This window comes from Micromonospora sp. RB23, from assembly GCF_053585025.1.
The window spans coordinates 2,985,587-3,001,885 of the sequence record NZ_CM132111.1 but is presented as its reverse complement, the minus strand read 5'-3'; the positions used below and the strand labels follow the sequence as shown (position 1 = coordinate 3,001,885).

General features: G+C 70.3%; 11 protein-coding genes. 1 reads left to right on the top strand and 10 read right to left on the bottom strand.

Annotated features, from left to right (window positions below; genetic code table 11):
* Positions 1-311: 311 nt before the first annotated feature.
* The 6 genes from ACTFTM_RS13670 to ACTFTM_RS13645 form a co-directional block, all read right to left on the bottom strand.
* A complete protein-coding gene (locus ACTFTM_RS13670) occupies positions 312-2,708 on the bottom strand; it encodes a ricin-type beta-trefoil lectin domain protein (protein ID WP_449566141.1) in 2,397 nt (798 codons plus the stop codon).
* A 70-nt stretch (positions 2,709-2,778) separates the two neighbouring features.
* Positions 2,779-3,630, bottom strand: coding sequence for a sugar phosphate isomerase/epimerase family protein (locus ACTFTM_RS13665; protein WP_449566140.1), 852 nt, complete (start codon positions 3,628-3,630; stop codon positions 2,779-2,781).
* 6 nt (positions 3,631-3,636) lie between these two features.
* Entirely contained in the window at positions 3,637-4,824 is a 1,188-nt protein-coding gene (locus ACTFTM_RS13660) for a substrate-binding domain-containing protein (protein ID WP_449566139.1), read from the bottom strand.
* Positions 4,825-4,834: 10 nt separating this feature from the next.
* The gene (locus ACTFTM_RS13655; protein WP_449566138.1) at positions 4,835-5,812 is read right to left on the bottom strand and encodes an ABC transporter permease; all 978 of its coding nucleotides are present in this window, start codon (positions 5,810-5,812) and stop codon (positions 4,835-4,837) included.
* Positions 5,813-5,814: 2 nt separating this feature from the next.
* Entirely contained in the window at positions 5,815-6,789 is a 975-nt protein-coding gene (locus ACTFTM_RS13650) for an ABC transporter permease (RefSeq protein WP_449566137.1), read from the bottom strand.
* Positions 6,790-6,971: 182 nt separating this feature from the next.
* Entirely contained in the window at positions 6,972-8,480 is a 1,509-nt protein-coding gene (locus tag ACTFTM_RS13645; RefSeq protein WP_449566136.1) for a sugar ABC transporter ATP-binding protein, read from the bottom strand.
* Between the two features lie 524 nt (positions 8,481-9,004).
* Here ACTFTM_RS13645 and ACTFTM_RS13640 point away from each other — a divergent pair.
* Positions 9,005-12,559: a ThuA domain-containing protein gene (locus tag ACTFTM_RS13640; RefSeq protein WP_449566135.1), complete on the top strand. Its 3,555-nt coding sequence runs from the start codon at positions 9,005-9,007 to the stop codon at positions 12,557-12,559.
* Between the two features lie 72 nt (positions 12,560-12,631).
* Here ACTFTM_RS13640 and ACTFTM_RS13635 read toward each other — a convergent pair whose 3' ends face one another.
* Genes ACTFTM_RS13635 through ACTFTM_RS13620 form a run of 4 tightly spaced genes read right to left on the bottom strand, consistent with a single transcriptional unit; the run spans position 12,632 to position 16,261 of the window.
* Positions 12,632-13,603, bottom strand: a complete 972-nt coding sequence (locus ACTFTM_RS13635) for an aldo/keto reductase (RefSeq protein WP_449566134.1) — start codon at positions 13,601-13,603, stop codon at positions 12,632-12,634.
* Entirely contained in the window at positions 13,600-14,478 is an 879-nt protein-coding gene (locus ACTFTM_RS13630) for an amidohydrolase family protein (RefSeq protein ID WP_449566133.1), read from the bottom strand. The genes ACTFTM_RS13635 and ACTFTM_RS13630 overlap by 4 nt, the downstream gene beginning before the upstream one ends.
* Positions 14,475-15,236 carry an SDR family NAD(P)-dependent oxidoreductase gene (locus tag ACTFTM_RS13625; RefSeq protein WP_449566132.1) on the bottom strand — a complete coding sequence of 254 codons (762 nt, stop codon included), beginning with the start codon at positions 15,234-15,236 and terminating at the stop codon, positions 14,475-14,477. Before ACTFTM_RS13625 ends, ACTFTM_RS13630 begins: the two co-directional genes overlap by 4 nt.
* On the bottom strand, positions 15,233-16,261 hold the full coding sequence (locus tag ACTFTM_RS13620; RefSeq protein ID WP_449566131.1) for a zinc-dependent alcohol dehydrogenase: 1,029 nt from the start codon (positions 16,259-16,261) through the stop codon (positions 15,233-15,235). Before ACTFTM_RS13620 ends, ACTFTM_RS13625 begins: the two co-directional genes overlap by 4 nt.
* Between the last annotated feature and the right edge of the window lie 38 nt (positions 16,262-16,299).

The following is a 16,299-nucleotide window of genomic DNA, read 5'->3' as shown; positions in this document are numbered from 1 at the left end:
CCTTTCGATAGTGCCGTCCACGGGGGACGGCCGCCCGGATGAGGCGGGCACGTCATGAGCACGACCACTGTTAGCGTTAACAGCAGACGCCGGTCATATTACGGAGCCGTTTCGTTGAATTCAACTGGTTCTATGTCTCGACGTCTTGCCGGTGGGCGCCGGCCGGGCCCTGCCTGTCGGTCGACGGGGCGGGCGCCGGCCCCCGTCGGTCTCGGGTGACCGACGGGGACCAACCGCTCCCGACCGGCCGCGTTCTCGCCGTCGCCCGCCGGGAAGCCCCGGCCGACAGTGCGGCCGGGGCGAGCCGTGATTCAGCTGCGCAACTGCCACTGCTGGTTCGTGCCGCCGTTGCACGACCAGAGGATGAGCTTCGTACCGTTCGCCGTTGCGGCGCCGTTCGCGTCCAGGCACAGGCCCGACTGCACGCCGGTGACGGTGCCGTTGGCGTTGACGTTCCACTGCTGGTTGGCCTGGCCGTTGCAGTCCCAGATCACCACCTTGGTGCCGTTGGCGGTGCCCGCGCCGGACGCGTCCAGACACTTGTTGCCGTACACCATCAGCTGCCGGCTGGCGGTCACCGTCCACCGCTGGTTCGCGGCCCCGCTGATGCAGTCCCAGAGCTGGGCCTGCGTGCCGTTGGTCGTGACCGACCCGCCGATCTCGGCGCAGCGGCCCGACTGGACGCCCACGATCTGCACGCTCTGCGGATCGGTGCTGCCGCCGCTCTGGACGCCGGCCGCCGCGATCACGGACTGCGCGCCCGACGGCCAGTTCCCGTTGGAGACCGTCACGTTGCTGTTGACCACGTTGCCCCGGTCGCCGTTCGTCACGTTGGTGCTGCCGTTTGTCGACCAGTTGTTGGTGACGGTGAAGTTGCCCATGTTCTCCGCGTAGTAGTAGTTCGCGGTGGCCCAGGTGCCGGTGGAGGAGAACACGTTGTTGCGGGCGGTGTAGTAGCGCGAGCCCTCGTCGAAGTAGAGCCCGAACCAACCGTTGGTCCGCAGGCAGTAGTTCTGGTTGATGGTCCCGCCCGGGTTCGCCGAGAGCGTGTAGATGCACCCGCCGTCGGTCATCTGCTGCATCACGTCGTGCACGTAGTTGCCGATGACCTGGTTGTTCGACGCGGTCGTCGCCGTGGAGTAGCGCGGCTGGTAGTTGTACAGGCCCCGGTTGGCGTAGTGCTGGCTGCCACCGGCGTCGTTGGCGCCCCAGCCGTAGCCGACCGACAGCCCGGTGTACGGCATGTTGTAGACCTCGTTGTGCGAGACCAGCGAGGTGCTGACGTAGGTGGTCAGGATCGACACCACGCCCCGGTACTCCACGCCCAGGTCGTGCACCCGGTTGTTGCTGATGGTGACGTTCCGGTTGACCATCCGCTGGTCGCCGGGGTGGTGGGCGTCGGCGCGCACACCGCCGACCACGATGCCGCCGGCCGAGTTGCGGGCGATCTCGGAGCGGGTGACCGTGATGTTGCTGGCGCCCAGGCCGACACCGCTCGCGTGGGCGTTGGCGTCGTTGCCGATGCCGATGGCCGTCTGACCGAGGTTGACGAACTGGGAATCGCTGAAGGCGATGGTGTTGGCCGCCGACACCTGCACGGCCGCGGGCATCTGGGCCCAGCTCGGCCGGGTGGCCTCGAACAGCGGGCAGCCCTCCTGGCAGGAGGTCAACGCGTCGGACGGGCGCGCCCAGCTGCCGACGATGTGCGCGCCGGTCTGCTGGTCGGCGAAGCCGTTGCTGCTGCTCGGGCCGAGCCAACTCGTACCGGTGAAGGTGATGCCGCTGAACGAGATGTGGTGCGCGGGCGCGTCGTACGTGCCACCCACGTTGACCAGGGACTGGAGCTGCGGCAATTCCACGCTCACGCTGTTCATGTTCTGTCCGGAGAGCGGGATGTAGTTCAGCTGCCCGCTGCCCGGGTTGAGGTACCACTCCCCCGGCGAATCCAGGAACTCGTACGCGTTGGCCAGGTAGAACGGGCCGGCCCGGTGCGGGCGGGACAGCGTGTCGAAGCCGAACGTGTTGTTGTTCCAGGCCGGCTGCTGCATCGTCAGGAAGTTCCCGCTGATGCTCTGCACGGGCGAGTACCGGTCGGTGAACGAGCCGACGCTCTCCACCTCGACCCGGTTCTGGTTACCGACGTTGTTCAGGTAGCTCAGTGCGCTGTTGCTGAACCGCATGCCGCTGGTGGTGAAGGTGAAGTCGGCGCGGTTGACGGCGGTACGCGCCCGGGTGGCGATGGCGCCGTTGACGTAGAGCTGCCGGCTGTCCAGCCCGGCGGGGACGCTGGCCCGCCAGATGTTCTTCGTGGAGTCGACGAGCGACCACCCGGTGACCGCCCGCGCTCCGCTGATCGTCGGACGGGCCGAGGCGGCCGCCCGCCAGATCACCTGGTAGCCGCCTGTGCCGGAGTCGGCGGCGGTCAGCCGCAGCGGCGAGGTGAGCCGGTACACGCCGTCGGCGAGTTCCACGACGATGTCGCCGGACATGGAGCTGTTGAGCGTCCGTACCGCCGCCTGGGCGCCGGCCAGGGAGCACGGCTGGCTGGCGGAGCAGGTGCTGCCGCTGCCGGACGGGGACGCGTAGAGGGTGGTGGTCGCCGCGGCGGCCGGTGTGGCCGAGGCGGTGACGGCGACCAGTGCGGTCAGTGCCGCCGTGGCGGCGCCGGCGAGGAGCCTGCGCGCCATGGTGATGGATGGGACGGACACGGGACGGTCTCCTCGAGTGGTGGGGAGTGGTGGTGGTTAGCGCTAACAACGTGGGCCTGCCGACGCCCGGTCAGGCGACGACCTTCCGGAGGTTGCGCAGGCCGTCGACGGCGAGGCGGTCCTGGGAGGGGGCCAGGGGCCGCCAGATCGACGCCGCGGTGGCGATGGTCTCGTTCTCGGCCGTGAACGACTCGATGCAGACCGCGCCCCGGTAGCCGGTGCCCCGCAGGACGGAGAAGAAGCGGGGCCAGTCGAAGTGGTCCGCGCCGGGCGCGCCCCGGTCGGTGCCGCTGACCTGGACGTGCTTGATGTGCGGGCCGGCGAGCGCGAGGGCGGCGTAGGGGTCGGCCTCCTCGATGTTCATGTGATACGTATCGATCATGATGCCGACGCTCGCGGGTAGGCCGTCGATCGCCTCGATCGTCTGCTCGATGGTGTTGACCACGCTCGTCTCGTAGCGGTTCAACGCCTCGACACCGATGCTCACGCCGCACTCGCCGGCTGAGTCGGCGACCGGCGCGAGCGCCTGCCGAAAGTCGGCGTAGCAGGCCGCGCGGGCCGCCGCCGACATCCGCCAGGTACGCCCGACGGCCGCGTACACCGGCCCGCCGACGCAGGGCGCGCCGACCGTCGCCGCGCTCGCCACACACCCCATGAGGTACGCGACGGTCGACTCGACGACGGCCGGCGTGGCGTCCACCAGGTCCCTCCCGGGCGGGGTGACCGCGCAGACCCCGGCCGCGGCGAGGCCGTGCTCGGCCAGCAGGTCCCGCGTGCGGACGGGATCCCAGTCGCCGGGCTGCTCGATCGGCAGTTCGACCGCGTCGAATCCGAACGAGGCGATCCGCGGGATCAGCCGGGCGAGGGCCTCGTCGTCGACCGGCGAGGCCCACACCCAGGGGTTGACGCCAATGGCGTACACCGCAACCTACTTCCAGCGCTGGGGGTAGCCGGGCAGGTCGCGGCAGCCGCACATCGCGTAGTGCAGGGGCGGCATGCTCGCGTCGAGGTACTGGTCCAGGTTGTCCTGGGTGATCGTGGGCTGCGGCAGCTTCCACGGGTTGGAGACCTGGGTGCCGTCGAGGATGCTCAGCGCCGCGATGATCGGCGTCCGCCACTGGTACGTCGGGTAGGTCGGCGCGATGGCGGTGAGCTGCTTGTCCTTCCAGAGCTTCAGGAAGTCGAGCTGGTCCTCGCCGTTCATCGGCGGTACGGGCTTGCCGGCGTCCTGGAACGCCTCGACCGCCGCCACGGCGACCGCTCCGGCGTCCATCCAGACCCCGTCGATCGTGCCGTACCGCTGGATGTAGTCGTTCACGATCTTCTTGGTCTTGGCGGGGTCGCCGTCGGTGAACTCCACGCCGACGACGTCGACCTTCGCCTTGTCCAGCGCGATCTTCGCGGCTGACCAGCGGGTCTCCAGCACGTCGACGCCGGGCAGGATACGCAGTGCCAGCAGCTTGCCGCCGGGCTTCATCTTCTGGCTGACGAACTCCGCGCCGACGTGCCCGAAGCCGTAGCCACCCACCGGGTTGATGAACGTCACGGGGCAGGTGGTGTTGACGCCCCGGTCGAAGACGACCACCGGCAGGCCGGCCTTGCAGGCGGCCTCGACGGCCGGGGTGAGCGTGGCGGTGGTGTTCGGCGACACGATGAGCGCGTCGCAGCTCTTGCCGAGCAGATCGTTGATGTCGGCGATCTGCTTCTGGTCCTTGCCCTCGGCGTCGACGTGCACGAACTCGCTGATGCGGGAACGCTGCGCCTCCACCTCGGCCTGCATGGTCTTGAACCCGACCTGCCGCCACGGGTTGTTCAGCGCCGCGTTCGAGAAGCAGATCTTGTGCGGACCGGCCTTCTTGAACTTCGCGGTGTCCACCATCTTCGGGTTGAGCACCTGCTCCCACGGCTTGTCGGCCGGGCCCGTCGGGGCGGCGTCGAGCAACGCCAACTCGTTGTCGTAGTCGGCCTGCACGAAGAACTTGGACTGCTCGCCGGTGCCCGACCCGGGTGCGGCGGACGCGCTGCCGGACGGGGACGCGGTCGGCTCGTCCGTGGCGCACCCGGCGGCCACCGCCAGCACGCCCACCGCGGCCAGGGCGATCATGGATCTTCTCATCGAATCACCTTTATCTTGAGGAGGAGGAACGCGAAGCCGAGACCGCCACCGCGAGCAGGATGATCACGCCCTGGACGGTCGATCTGAGGGCACCGGACACGCCGGTGAAGTTCATCAACGCGAAGAGCGTCTCGAGGGTCAGCGCGCCGAGCATCGCCCCGACGACCGAGCCCCGACCGCCGCCGAGGGCGACCCCGCCGAGCACGACGGCGGTGATCGCGGCGAACTCCAGGCCGACGCCGGCCTGGAACGACACACCGCTGTACCCGCCGAGCAGGATCGCCGCGACCGCCGCCGCGACACCGCTGAGCACGAACGCGATGGTCTTGGTGAGACCGACGCGTACGCCGCTCAACTCGGCGGTGCGCGGATTGTCCCCGACGGCGACGAGCGTGCGGCCGAAGTCCGAGCGCGTCAGCACCACGGCGATCACGGCGACGACCACCAGCACGAGCAGCGCGTACGGTATGCGGCCGAGCAGCGGCACGTCCTCGATGGCCCGCCGACCGAACCGGCGGAACTCCTCCGAGAGGCCGCCCTTCGGTGCGCCGTCGGACCACAGGTAGACGGCGCCGACGAGGATCAGGAACATGCCGAGGGTGGTGATGAAGGACGGCACCCGCAGCACCGTGGTGACCAGACCGTTGACCAGCCCGACGAACGCGCCGCCGACGAGCAGCAACGCGACCACCGGCCAGGTGCGCGACGGGTCGCTGTCGATGAGGCGGGCGGCGACGACGACCTGCGCCGTGACCAGGGAGCCCACCGAGAGGTCGAACTCCCCGCTGACGATCACGAAGTACTGACCGGCGGCGAGCAGGATGATCGGCGCGGAGCGGCCCAGGAACGACATCAGCGACCCGGGGGCGAGGAAGTCGGGTTGGACGAACGCGATGATGATCAGCAGCACCGCCAGGAGCGCGGCGATGGGCGCGATTCCGTCGGGGCGGATCCGGAGGGTGAGCGGACGACGCTCGGCGACCCGCATGGTCAGGACTCCGCCTTTCGCATGGCCCGTCGGGCGTAGACGGCGACCGCGGCGATGATGATCACGCCACGGATCACCTGCTTGAAGAACGCGTCGACCTCGAGCTGGTTGAAGACCGCGTCGATGCTGGCGAGCAGCAGCACGCCGCCGATCGTTCCGAGGACGCCCCCGCGCCCGCCCGCGAGGGCCGTGCCGCCGAGGACCACCGCGGCGATCGACTCCAGGTCGTAGAGCCCTTCGGTGCCCACCCGCGGGGCGCCGGAGCCGAGCCGGCTGACCAGGTAGACGCCGGCCAACCCGGCACAGAGGGAGCACAGCACGTGGGCCGTGACGAGGACCCGGTCGTTGCGGACGCCGGAGAGGCGGGCCACCTCCGGATCGCCGCCGACGGCGACCAGGTGGTGGCCGAACCGGGTACGCGAGAGCGCAAACCAGGCCGCCGCGGTCACGGCGAGCAGGAGCAGGAAGGACACCGGCACCGGACCGACCCGCTGGTAGCCGAGGGTCCGGACGAGAGCGGGGGCGCTCTCGCCGGCCGGACCGTCGTAGCCGTTGTCGAGGTAGCCCTTGAGCAGCAGCCCGACGCCGAGGGTCGCGATGAACGCGTTGATGCGCAGTTTGGTGACGAGCAGCCCGTTGAGCAGCCCGACGGCGGCGCTGACCGCGAGCGCGAGGCCGATCGCCGGGAGCAGCGCGCCGTCGCTGCCGTTCATCGCCTCGGCCGCCACCAGGGTGCTGAGGCTGATCACGTACGCCACGGAGAGGTCGAGCGAGCCGCCGAGGATGACCAGGGTCTGCCCGACGGCGACGAGCCCGAGGCCGGCGGCGACGTGCAGCAGGCTCACCGTCGTCGACTGGTTGAAGAGCTGACCGCCGTCGAGCATGACGATGAGCCAGCCGACCACGAGGGTGAGGACAAGCGCCACGTACACGCCCGGCACGGCGCGACGTGCCGGACGCAGCGACAGGGCGGTCATGCTGAGCCACCTTCCGTTCGCGACTGCGGGGCTCGCAAACCCGGCTCACTCCTCGCGCTCACGCGGGGCCACCTTCCGTTCGCGACTGCGGGGCTCGCAAACCCGGCTCACTCCTCGCGCTCACGCGGGGCCACCTTCCGTTCGCGACTGCGGGGCTCGCAAACCCGGCTCACTCCTCGCGCTCACGAGACAGCCTCGCGGACGGTGCCGACGGCCAGGGCCACGACGTCCTCCTCGGTCGCGCCGGCGGGCAGCTCGCCCGCGATCCGGCCGTCGCGCAGGACGACGATCCGGTCGCTCATTCCGAGCAGCTCGGGAAGCTCCGAAGAGATCATCAGGACCGCCGCACCGTCGCTGGCGAGACGGCGGACCAGGTCGTGGATGGCGGACTTCGCGCCCACGTCGATGCCCCGGGTCGGCTCGTCGAAGATCAGGATGCGGGGGCTCAGCGCGAGCCAACGGGCCAGCACCACCTTCTGCTGGTTGCCGCCGGAGAGGAAACGGATCTCCTGATCGTCACCGGCGGCGCGCACCTCCACGGCGGCGAGCAGCTCGCGTACCCGTGCGGTGCGGGCGGTGCGGCCGGAGCGCGCCGCGAGGACGCGGCTGGCCAGCAGCGCGTTGTCGAGCACCGACTGCCGCGCCAGGATGCCTTCGCCCTTGCGGTCCTCGGTGACGTAGGCGATGCCGGCCCGCATCGCGGCCCGCGGTGAGCGCAGCCGCACCGGCTCGCCGTCCAACTGGACGTCGCCGGTCGTGAACGGCGCCACGCCGAAGAGCGCGCGGGCGAGCGCGGATCGTCCGGAACCCTGTAGGCCGCCGACGCCGAGCACCTCGCCGGCGCGCAACTCGAGGTCCACTCCACGCAGCTTGCGGTTCCCCCCGCCGCGGACGGTGAGCCGTACCGGCCCGCGGTCGTCGGGGCCGGCCCGGTCCGGGTAGTAGCTGGACAGCTCGCGGCCAACCATGTGCCGGACCAGTTCGTCGGCGGTCGTCCGCTCGGTGTCCACGGTGGTCACCCGGCGACCGTCCTTGAGGACCGTGATCCGGCTGGACAGGTCGAAGACCTCGGTGAGTCGGTGCGAGACGTACAGCAGACCGATCCCGCGTTCCTGGAGCCGGCGTACCAGCCCGTAGAGCAGTTCGACCTCCTGGTCCGCCAGCGCCGCGGTCGGCTCGTCCATGATGAGCAGTCGTGCGTCCAGGGCGAGCGCCTTGGCGATCTCGACGACCTGCTGCTGGGCGACGCCGAGGCGCCCGACCCGGGCGTCGGCCGCCAGGGCGGTCTCCCCGATCGAGGTGAGGAGTTCGCGGGTGCGGTCGAGCATCGCGCGGCGGTCGACCAGCCCGCGCCGGACCGGTTCGTGGCCCAGGTAGACGTTCTCCGCGACGGTGCGCTCGGGGAGCAGGTTGAACTCCTGGTGGATGATGCCGACGCCGGCGCGCTGCGCGTCGCGGGGGCCGTGGAACGCGCGGGGTTGACCGGCGAACTCGATGGTGCCCTCGTCCGGGGCGTACCCGCCCGAGACGATCTTCATGAGCGTCGACTTGCCCGCGCCGTTCTCGCCCACGACGGCGTGCACCTCACCGGGGGCGACGTCGAGGTCGACATCACTGAGGACGCGTACGCCGAGGAAGGACTTACCGATGCCCCGCAGGGCCAGCAGCGGTGCCGGTGGTGGATCTGACATCCCGATAGCCCTTACAGATAGTAGTCAAAGACGGGGTCGGCACAACGGCCGGTAGGCCGTCCGACGCCCTGAGCGACGCACTTTTGCAGGCTGCTGCAGAACTTGCGTTTTTATGGTGCAAACATTCCCTTGACATCGAGGAAACATCACACGTATGAAGATAGATGTTTGGATGCGGGTCCGCAATCCTCGATCTGCGGTGACTGCCAGGCCCGGCACTCGATCGGCGCGAGTGTCGTCTCGGACGAGTCAGGCCCGACCACCCCTACCGGGGGGTAACATCAGACGCTCGGCGTTGCATTGACAGCCTTCGATAGATAGCTCATCCTGACCTCGCAGACCACGGACGAGATCACAGCCCACATCACGCTGTGTGACATCCAGCGGGGCTGAATGCCGTTTCGGCGGACGGCACGACGACCGCGACCAGCACACTCGTGACCCCCGCGCGCCCAGGCACGACCTGACGCGCTGTCGGTCCGTGCTCGCAATCGCCAGTTGCCCGCCCAGACCTAGGAGACGGCATGCGTCGCCCCACAATGATCATCGGATTGATCGTCGGCCTGTTGGTGGCCCTCGGCCTGGCCCCGCCAGCATCCGCCGCACCGGCGTTCCGCGCCCTGTTGTTCACCAAGACCGCCGGCTACCGGCACGACTCGATCCCCGCCGGCATCTCGATGTTCCAGCAGCAGGCCGCCGCGAACAACTTCGAGCTGGTGGCGACCGAGGACTCGAGTGTCTTCACGCCCGCGAACCTCGCCACCTTCGACGTCGTCATCATGTTCCAGACCTCCGGCATGGTCTGGACCTCGGCCTCCCAGCGCCAGGCCATCGAGGGCTACCTCGCCAGCGGCAAGGGCATCGTCGGCGTGCACAACGCCACCGACATGGGTATCGAGTCCGAGTACCCGTGGTGGGACCAGATGATGAACGGGGGCGCCCACATGCCCGAGCACTCCCCCGGAGTGCTCGCCGGCACCGCCATCGTCGCCGACAAGCAGCACCCGTCGACGGTCGGCCTGCCGGACCGTTGGAGCCGCAGCGAGGAGTGGTACAACTTCGACTCCAACCCGCGCGGCAACGTGCACGTCCTGGTGACCGCCGACGAGCGGACGTACAACCCGGGCTCACGGGCGATGGGCCCGGACCACCCGATTTCGTGGTGCCGCAACACCGGCGGCGGACGGGTGTGGGCCACCGCGATGGGCCACGCCAGCGAGTCGTACAGCGAGACGAACTTCCGCAACCACGTCATCGGCGGCGTCAAGTGGGCCGCCGGCAACGTGCCCGGGGACTGTGGCGGCACCGTCTGGGGCAACTTCGAGAAGCGCACCCTGGACGACAACACCGCCGACCCGATGGCGCTGGCCGTACTGCCCGACGGGCGGGTGCTCTACGTCCAGCGCGGCGGCCAGGTGAAGATCTTCAAGCCGAGCACCAACAGCACCGTCACCGCCGCCACGCTGAGCGTCTACACCGGCGGCGAGGACGGCCTCACCGGCGTCGCGATAGACCCGTCGTTCGCCAGCAACGGGTACGTCTACCTGTACCACTCACCGGCCAGCAGCTCGACCGACGTCAACCGGGTGTCCCGCTACACGCTCTCCGGTGACACGCTCAACCTCTCCACCGAGGCCCGGATCATCGACATCCCCGCCTATCGGGACCGGACCTTCGCGGAGCCCGGGCACACCGGCGGCTACATCGAGTTCGGTCCGGACGGCAACCTGTACATCGGTACGGGCGACGACACGCCGCCCAACCTCGACCCCAACTGGCAGGGCTACGCCCCGCTGGACTGGCGCTCGGGCAAGTCCAACCTGGACGCCGCCCGCTCCGCCGGCAACACCAACGACCTACGCGGCAAGCTGCTGCGCATCAAGCCCTCGGCCACCGGCGGGTACACCATCCCGACGGGCAACCTCTACCCCCAGGGCACCGCGCAGACCAAGCCCGAGGTGTACGCCATGGGCTTCCGCAACCCGTTCCGCTTCTCGATCGACCCCGCCACCGGCTGGGTCTACCTGGCCGACTACGGCCCGGACCGCAACCCACCGACCACCAACCGTGGCCCGGAGGGTCTCGTCGAGCTGAACGTGATCAAGTCCGCGGGTAACTACGGCTGGCCGTTCTGCCACGGCAACAACCAGCCGTACGCGCCGTTCAACCCGGACACGGGTGTGGTCGGGGCGAAGTTCAACTGCAGCGCGCCGGTCAACAACTCGCCGAACAACACCGGCCTGGTCAACCTCAAGCCGGTCGTCTCGCCGAACATCTGGTACGGCTACCCGGCCTCGACGACCTTCCCCGAGCTGGGCTCCGGCGGATCGGCCCCGATGGGCGGCCCGGTGTACCGGTACAACGCGAACAACCCGTCGGCGACGAAGTTCCCGCCGTACTACGACGGCGTGCACTTCTTCTACGAGTGGGCCCGCAACTACGTCAAGGAGGTCCACTTCGACTCCTCGACGGCGGTCACCCGGACGAACCCGTTCCTGCCCGGCGGCAACTTCAACAAGCCGATGGACATGGAGTTCGGCCCGGACGGCTCGCTGTACCTGCTGGAGTGGGGCTCGAACTTCGGCGGCGGCAACAACGACTCCGGGCTGTACCGGATCGACTACATCCAGGGCGGCCGGTCACCGATCGCGAAGGCCGTCGGCACGCCGACCAGCGGCAGCGCCCCGCTGACCGTCCAGTTCAGCAGCGCCGGCACGACCGACCCGGACCCCGGCAACACCCTCAGCTACCAGTGGACCTTCGGTGACGGTGGTACCTCCACGGCAGCCAACCCGACACACACCTACACGACCAACGGCGACTACACCGCGCAGCTGAAGGTCACCGACAACACCGGCAAGACCGGCTTCGCCAACGTACAGATCACCGTCGGCAACACCGCGCCGGTGGTCACCATCAACGTGCCCCCGAACGGAGGCATGCTGAACTTCGGCGACAAGGTCTCGTACACGGTCAGTGTCTCCGACCCCGGCGGCGCGGCCATCGACTGCACCAAGGTGTTCGTCAACCCGGCGCTCGGCCACGACGACCACGCCCACGAGACCACCGAGTACCCGGGCTGTTCGGGGACCATCTCCACCGACCTGCTCGGTGGGCACCCCGAGGGCGCGAACCTGTACTACGTGCTCAACGCCCGCTACACCGACAACGGTGGCTCGGGTGGCGGCTCGCCGCTGACCGGCTACGCGCAGGCGATCCTGCAACCGAAGCACAAGCAGGCCGAGTACTTCAGCAGCCAGTCCGGCGTCCGGGTCGTCGACCAGAGCGCCGCGGAGAGCGGTAAGCGCGTCGGCGACATCTCCAACAACGACTGGGTGGCGTTCAACCCGATGAGCCTGTCGGGCATCAGCACGGTCAGCTACCGGCTGTCGTCGCCCAGCGGTGGGGGTTCCATCGAGCTGCGGGCCGACTCGCCGACCGGCACACTGCTGGCGACGACGTCGGTGCCCAGCACCGGCGGCTGGGACAACTACCAGTCCACGGCGGCGACGAGCGTCGCGGCCCTGTCCGGGACGCACACGCTCTACATGGTGTTCAAGGGCAGCTCGTCCAACTGGTTCGACCTCGACGCGTTCACCTTCGGCGGCAACGGCGTGGGAGTGCCCGGCAGCGACCCCGGTACCGGCGTGGCCGGGAAGACCTGGACGCTGACGGCCCAGCACAGTGGCAAGCTGATGGACGTCAGCGGTGTCTCCACCGCCGACGGTGCCCAGGTCGTGCAGTGGGCGGCCACCGGGGGCAACAACCAGAAGTGGCAGGCGGTGGACGCCGGCGGCGGCGCCGTCTACCTCAAGGCGGTGCACAGCGGTAAGTGCCTCGACGTCGTCGGGGGCTCGACCGCGCAGGGCGCGTTCCTGCAACACACCACCTGCAACAACTCCAACCAACAGAAGTTCACCGTGACGTCGACCGGCACGACCGGGATCTACACGGTCAAGAGCGCGCTGAGCGGGCTCTGCCTGGACGTCAACGGCGCCTCGACCGCCGACGGGGCCCGACTGCTGCAGTGGGGCTGCCACAGCGCCGCCAACCAGCAGTGGCGGTTCACCCAGGTGTAGCGCACAACGAAGCGCCGGCCACCCGCTCCTGACGACGGGTGGCCGGCGCTTCGGCTTGTCGGCGCGGTACCGTCAGCGCAGCAGTCCGGCGTCGCGCAGCGCCGCCCAGAGCTGCTCCGGGACGGCCGCGTCGAAGCGGCGCAGCGTCTCGGTCACCTGCGGCTCGTCGCGCAGGCCGACCACCGTCGAGACCACGACCGGGTGCCGGCGGACGAACGCCAGCGCCGCCTGGGGCAGCGTGACGCCGTACTCCTGACAGACCGCCGCGATCCGCCGGGCCCGCTCGATCACCTCGGGCGGCGCCTGCTGGTAGTTGTAGGTCGCGTCGGCGGGTGGCTGGTCGCGGGCCAGCAGACCCGAGTTGTAGACCCCCGCGATCACCACGCCGACCCCCGCGGCCTGCGCGGCCGGCAGCAGGTCGTCGAGCGCGCCCTGTTCGAGGAGGGTGTACCGACCGGCGCACATGACCACGTCGATGTCGGTCTCCCGCACGAACCGGGCCAGCATCGCCGACTGGTTCATGCCGGCCCCGATCGCGCCGACGACCCCCTGGTCGCGCAGCTCGACCAGGGCGGGCACCGCCTCGGACGCCGCCTGCTCCCAGTGCTCGTCCGGGTCGTGCAGATAGACGACGTCGACGCGGTCCAGGCCGGTGCGCTCCAGGCTGGCCTCCAACGACCGGAGCACGCCATCGCGGCTGAAATCCCAGACCCGCCGGTGGTCGGCCGGCACGTCGAATCCCTCCGGGTCGCGGTCCCGCGCCCTCTCCGGCGACGGTACGAGCAGCCGCCCGACCTTCGTCGACACCACGTACCCGTCGCGGGGCCGGGACCGCAGCGCCGCCCCCAGCCGCCGCTCGGACAGGCCGAGACCGTAGTGCGGCGCGGTGTCGAAATACCGGATTCCGGCATCCCAGGCGGCGTCGACGGCCGCGGCGAACTCGTCGTCCGACGTCGCCCGGTACAGGTTGCCACCCTGCGCCGCGCCGAAGCCCAGCGTGGTCAGGCGTACCTCCGGCCGCCGGGGCAGCTCCCGGCCCGTCACGGCTCCCCCAACCCGTACGCGCGGACGGCGGTCTCCCGCCAGATCGACGCCTGCTCCCCGTCGCCCAGTGGTTCCAGCAGGTCGGCGAGGACGCCGACCCACCGGGTGTAGGAGCTGGCGAGCAGGCACACCGGCCAGTCGGAGCCGAACATGAGCCGGTGCGGTCCGAACGCGTCGAGCGCGTGGTCGACGGCCGGGCGCAGGTCGTCCGCCGACCAGGAGGGGCCGTCCACCTCGGTGACCAGGCCGGAGAGCTTCGCGGTGACGTTCGGCTCGGCGGCGAGCGCCCGCAGGTTGGCGGGCCAGTCCCCCAGGTCTCCCCTGCCGAGCGACGGCTTGGCGAGGTGGTCCAGGACGAACGTCACCTCGGGCAGGTCCCGGACGAGCCGGGTGGCCGCCGGCAGTTGGTGGTCGCGGACCAGCAGGTCGTAGGCGAGACCGGCGGCGCCGACAGCGGCGATGCCCCGCCGGACGTCGCGCCGGTCGAGGTACGCCGGGTCGGGCTCGGACTGGACCAGGTGGCGGATGGCGACCAGCCGCTCCCCTCCACGGGCGGCGCGCAGCCGGTCCAGTCGCTCGTCGATGTCCTCGACGGTGAGGTTGACCCAGCCGACGACGCCACCGATGAGAGGATCGTCGGCCGCGATGCCCAGCAGGTGTTCCGTCTCCGCGACGGAGGCGATGGACTGCACGACGACGGTCTCGGTGACCCCGGCGGCCCGCGCCGCCGGGGCGAGATCCGCGGGGGTGAAGTCGTTGTCGATCGCCGCCATCGTGTCCGGGTCGATCCACGGTTGCGGGTGCCGGGCACGGACCCAGAGGTGGTGGTGCGCGTCGACGATGCCGGGACGCCCGGTGGACGTGGGCGCGGTCATCGGCCCATCCATCCGCCGTCGACGGGCAGGACGGCGCCGTGCACGTAGTCCGACGCGGCGGCGGCCAGGAACACGGTGGCGCCGGCCAGGTCGTCGGCCCGTCCCCACCGGCCGGCCGGTATCCGGCCCAGGATGGCGTCGTTGCGCACGGGGTCGTCGCGGAGCGCCTGGGTGTTGTCGGTGGCGATGTACCCGGGCGCGATGGCGTTGACGTTCACCCCGTGGCCGGCCCACTCGTTGGAGAGGGCCTTGGTCAGCCCGGCGAGGCCCGACTTGGCCGCGGTGTAGCTCGCGACGTTGATGCCGCCCTGGAAGCTCAGCAGGGAGGCGGTGAAAATGACCTTGCCCCGGCCCCGGTCGACCATCCGCCGGCCGATCTCCCGGGTCAGCACGAACTGGCTGGACAGGTTCACCTGCACCACCCGGTCCCACATCTCGTCGGGGTGCTCCACCGCCGGCGCCCGGGCGATCGTGCCGCCGTTGTTCACCAGGATGTCCACCGGCGCCACCGCCTCGGCCTCCTCGGCCAGCCGGTACACCGCGGCCCGGTCACCCAGGTCCGTCCGGATGCCGGTGAACCGGCGACCGGCCGCCTCGACACGCCGCTGGACCTCACTGCCCTCCGGCTCCAACTGCGCCGACACCCCGATGACATCCGCGCCGGCCGACGCCAGGGCCTCGGCCATCGCGAGACCGATCCCCCGCCGGGCACCGGTCACCAGGGCGGTACGCCCGGTCAGGTCGAACAGGACGCTCATCGCTCCTCCTCCCGCCAGTCGAGCAGCACCTTCATGACACCTCCGCCGGACTCCAGAGCCGTGAACGCGTCCGTGACGCCGGCCACCGGGAGGACCCGGGAGATCAACTCCTGGGCCGGGATGACACCCGCCGCCACCAGACGGATCGCCTCGACGACGTCCTCGCGCCGGTACAGGCGCGCGCCCAGCAACTCCAGCTCCCGCCAGAAGAAGCGGTGCAGGTTCACCGGACGTGGCTGCGGGTGGATCGCCACCATCACCAGCCGACCCCGGGTGGTCAGCACGTCCACCGCCGTGCCGACGCCGGCGGCGGAACCGGACACCTCGAACGCGACGTCCGCGCCCGCGCCGCCGGTCCGGTCGTTGACCAGCGCCACGACGTCGGTCGGCCCCGGGTCCACGGCCTCGATGCCGATACCCGACGCGACCCCACGCCGGAACCCGTCCGGTTCGACGAGCAGGACCTGGGCCCCACGCTCGCGGGCGACGGCCGCGATGAGGACGCCCACCGGACCCCCGCCGACGACGACAACGTGCTCACCGGACGCCACCTCGGCCCGGCCGACGTCGTGCACCGCAACGGCGACCGGCTCGACGAGCGCCGCCCGGTCCAACGGCAGGTCGTCGGGGAGCGGCAGCACCAGATCGGCCGGCACCGTCCAGGACGACTGCATGGCGCCGGGCGAGTCGATGCCGAGGAAGTCCATCGCGTGACAGATGTGCGAGTGGCCACGACGGCACGCCGGGCACCGCCCGCAGGCGCGGGTCGGCATCACGGTGACGGGCTGCCCGACCCGCAGGTCGGTCACGCCGTCGCCGACCGCGGCGACGTGCCCGGACATCTCGTGCCCCAGGACCGCCGACGCGCCCACCCGGGCGTCCATGTCGCCGTGGAAGATGTGCAGGTCCGTGCCGCAGATCCCGGTGTACGCCACCGCGATCCGTACCTGGCCGGGCCCTGGCGGTTCCGGTGCGCGGTCCTCGATACCGAGGTCGCGTGCTCCCTTGTAGACAACTGCCTTCACTGCTGCTCCGTCTCGACGTGGTGGGTACGTACGGTGCG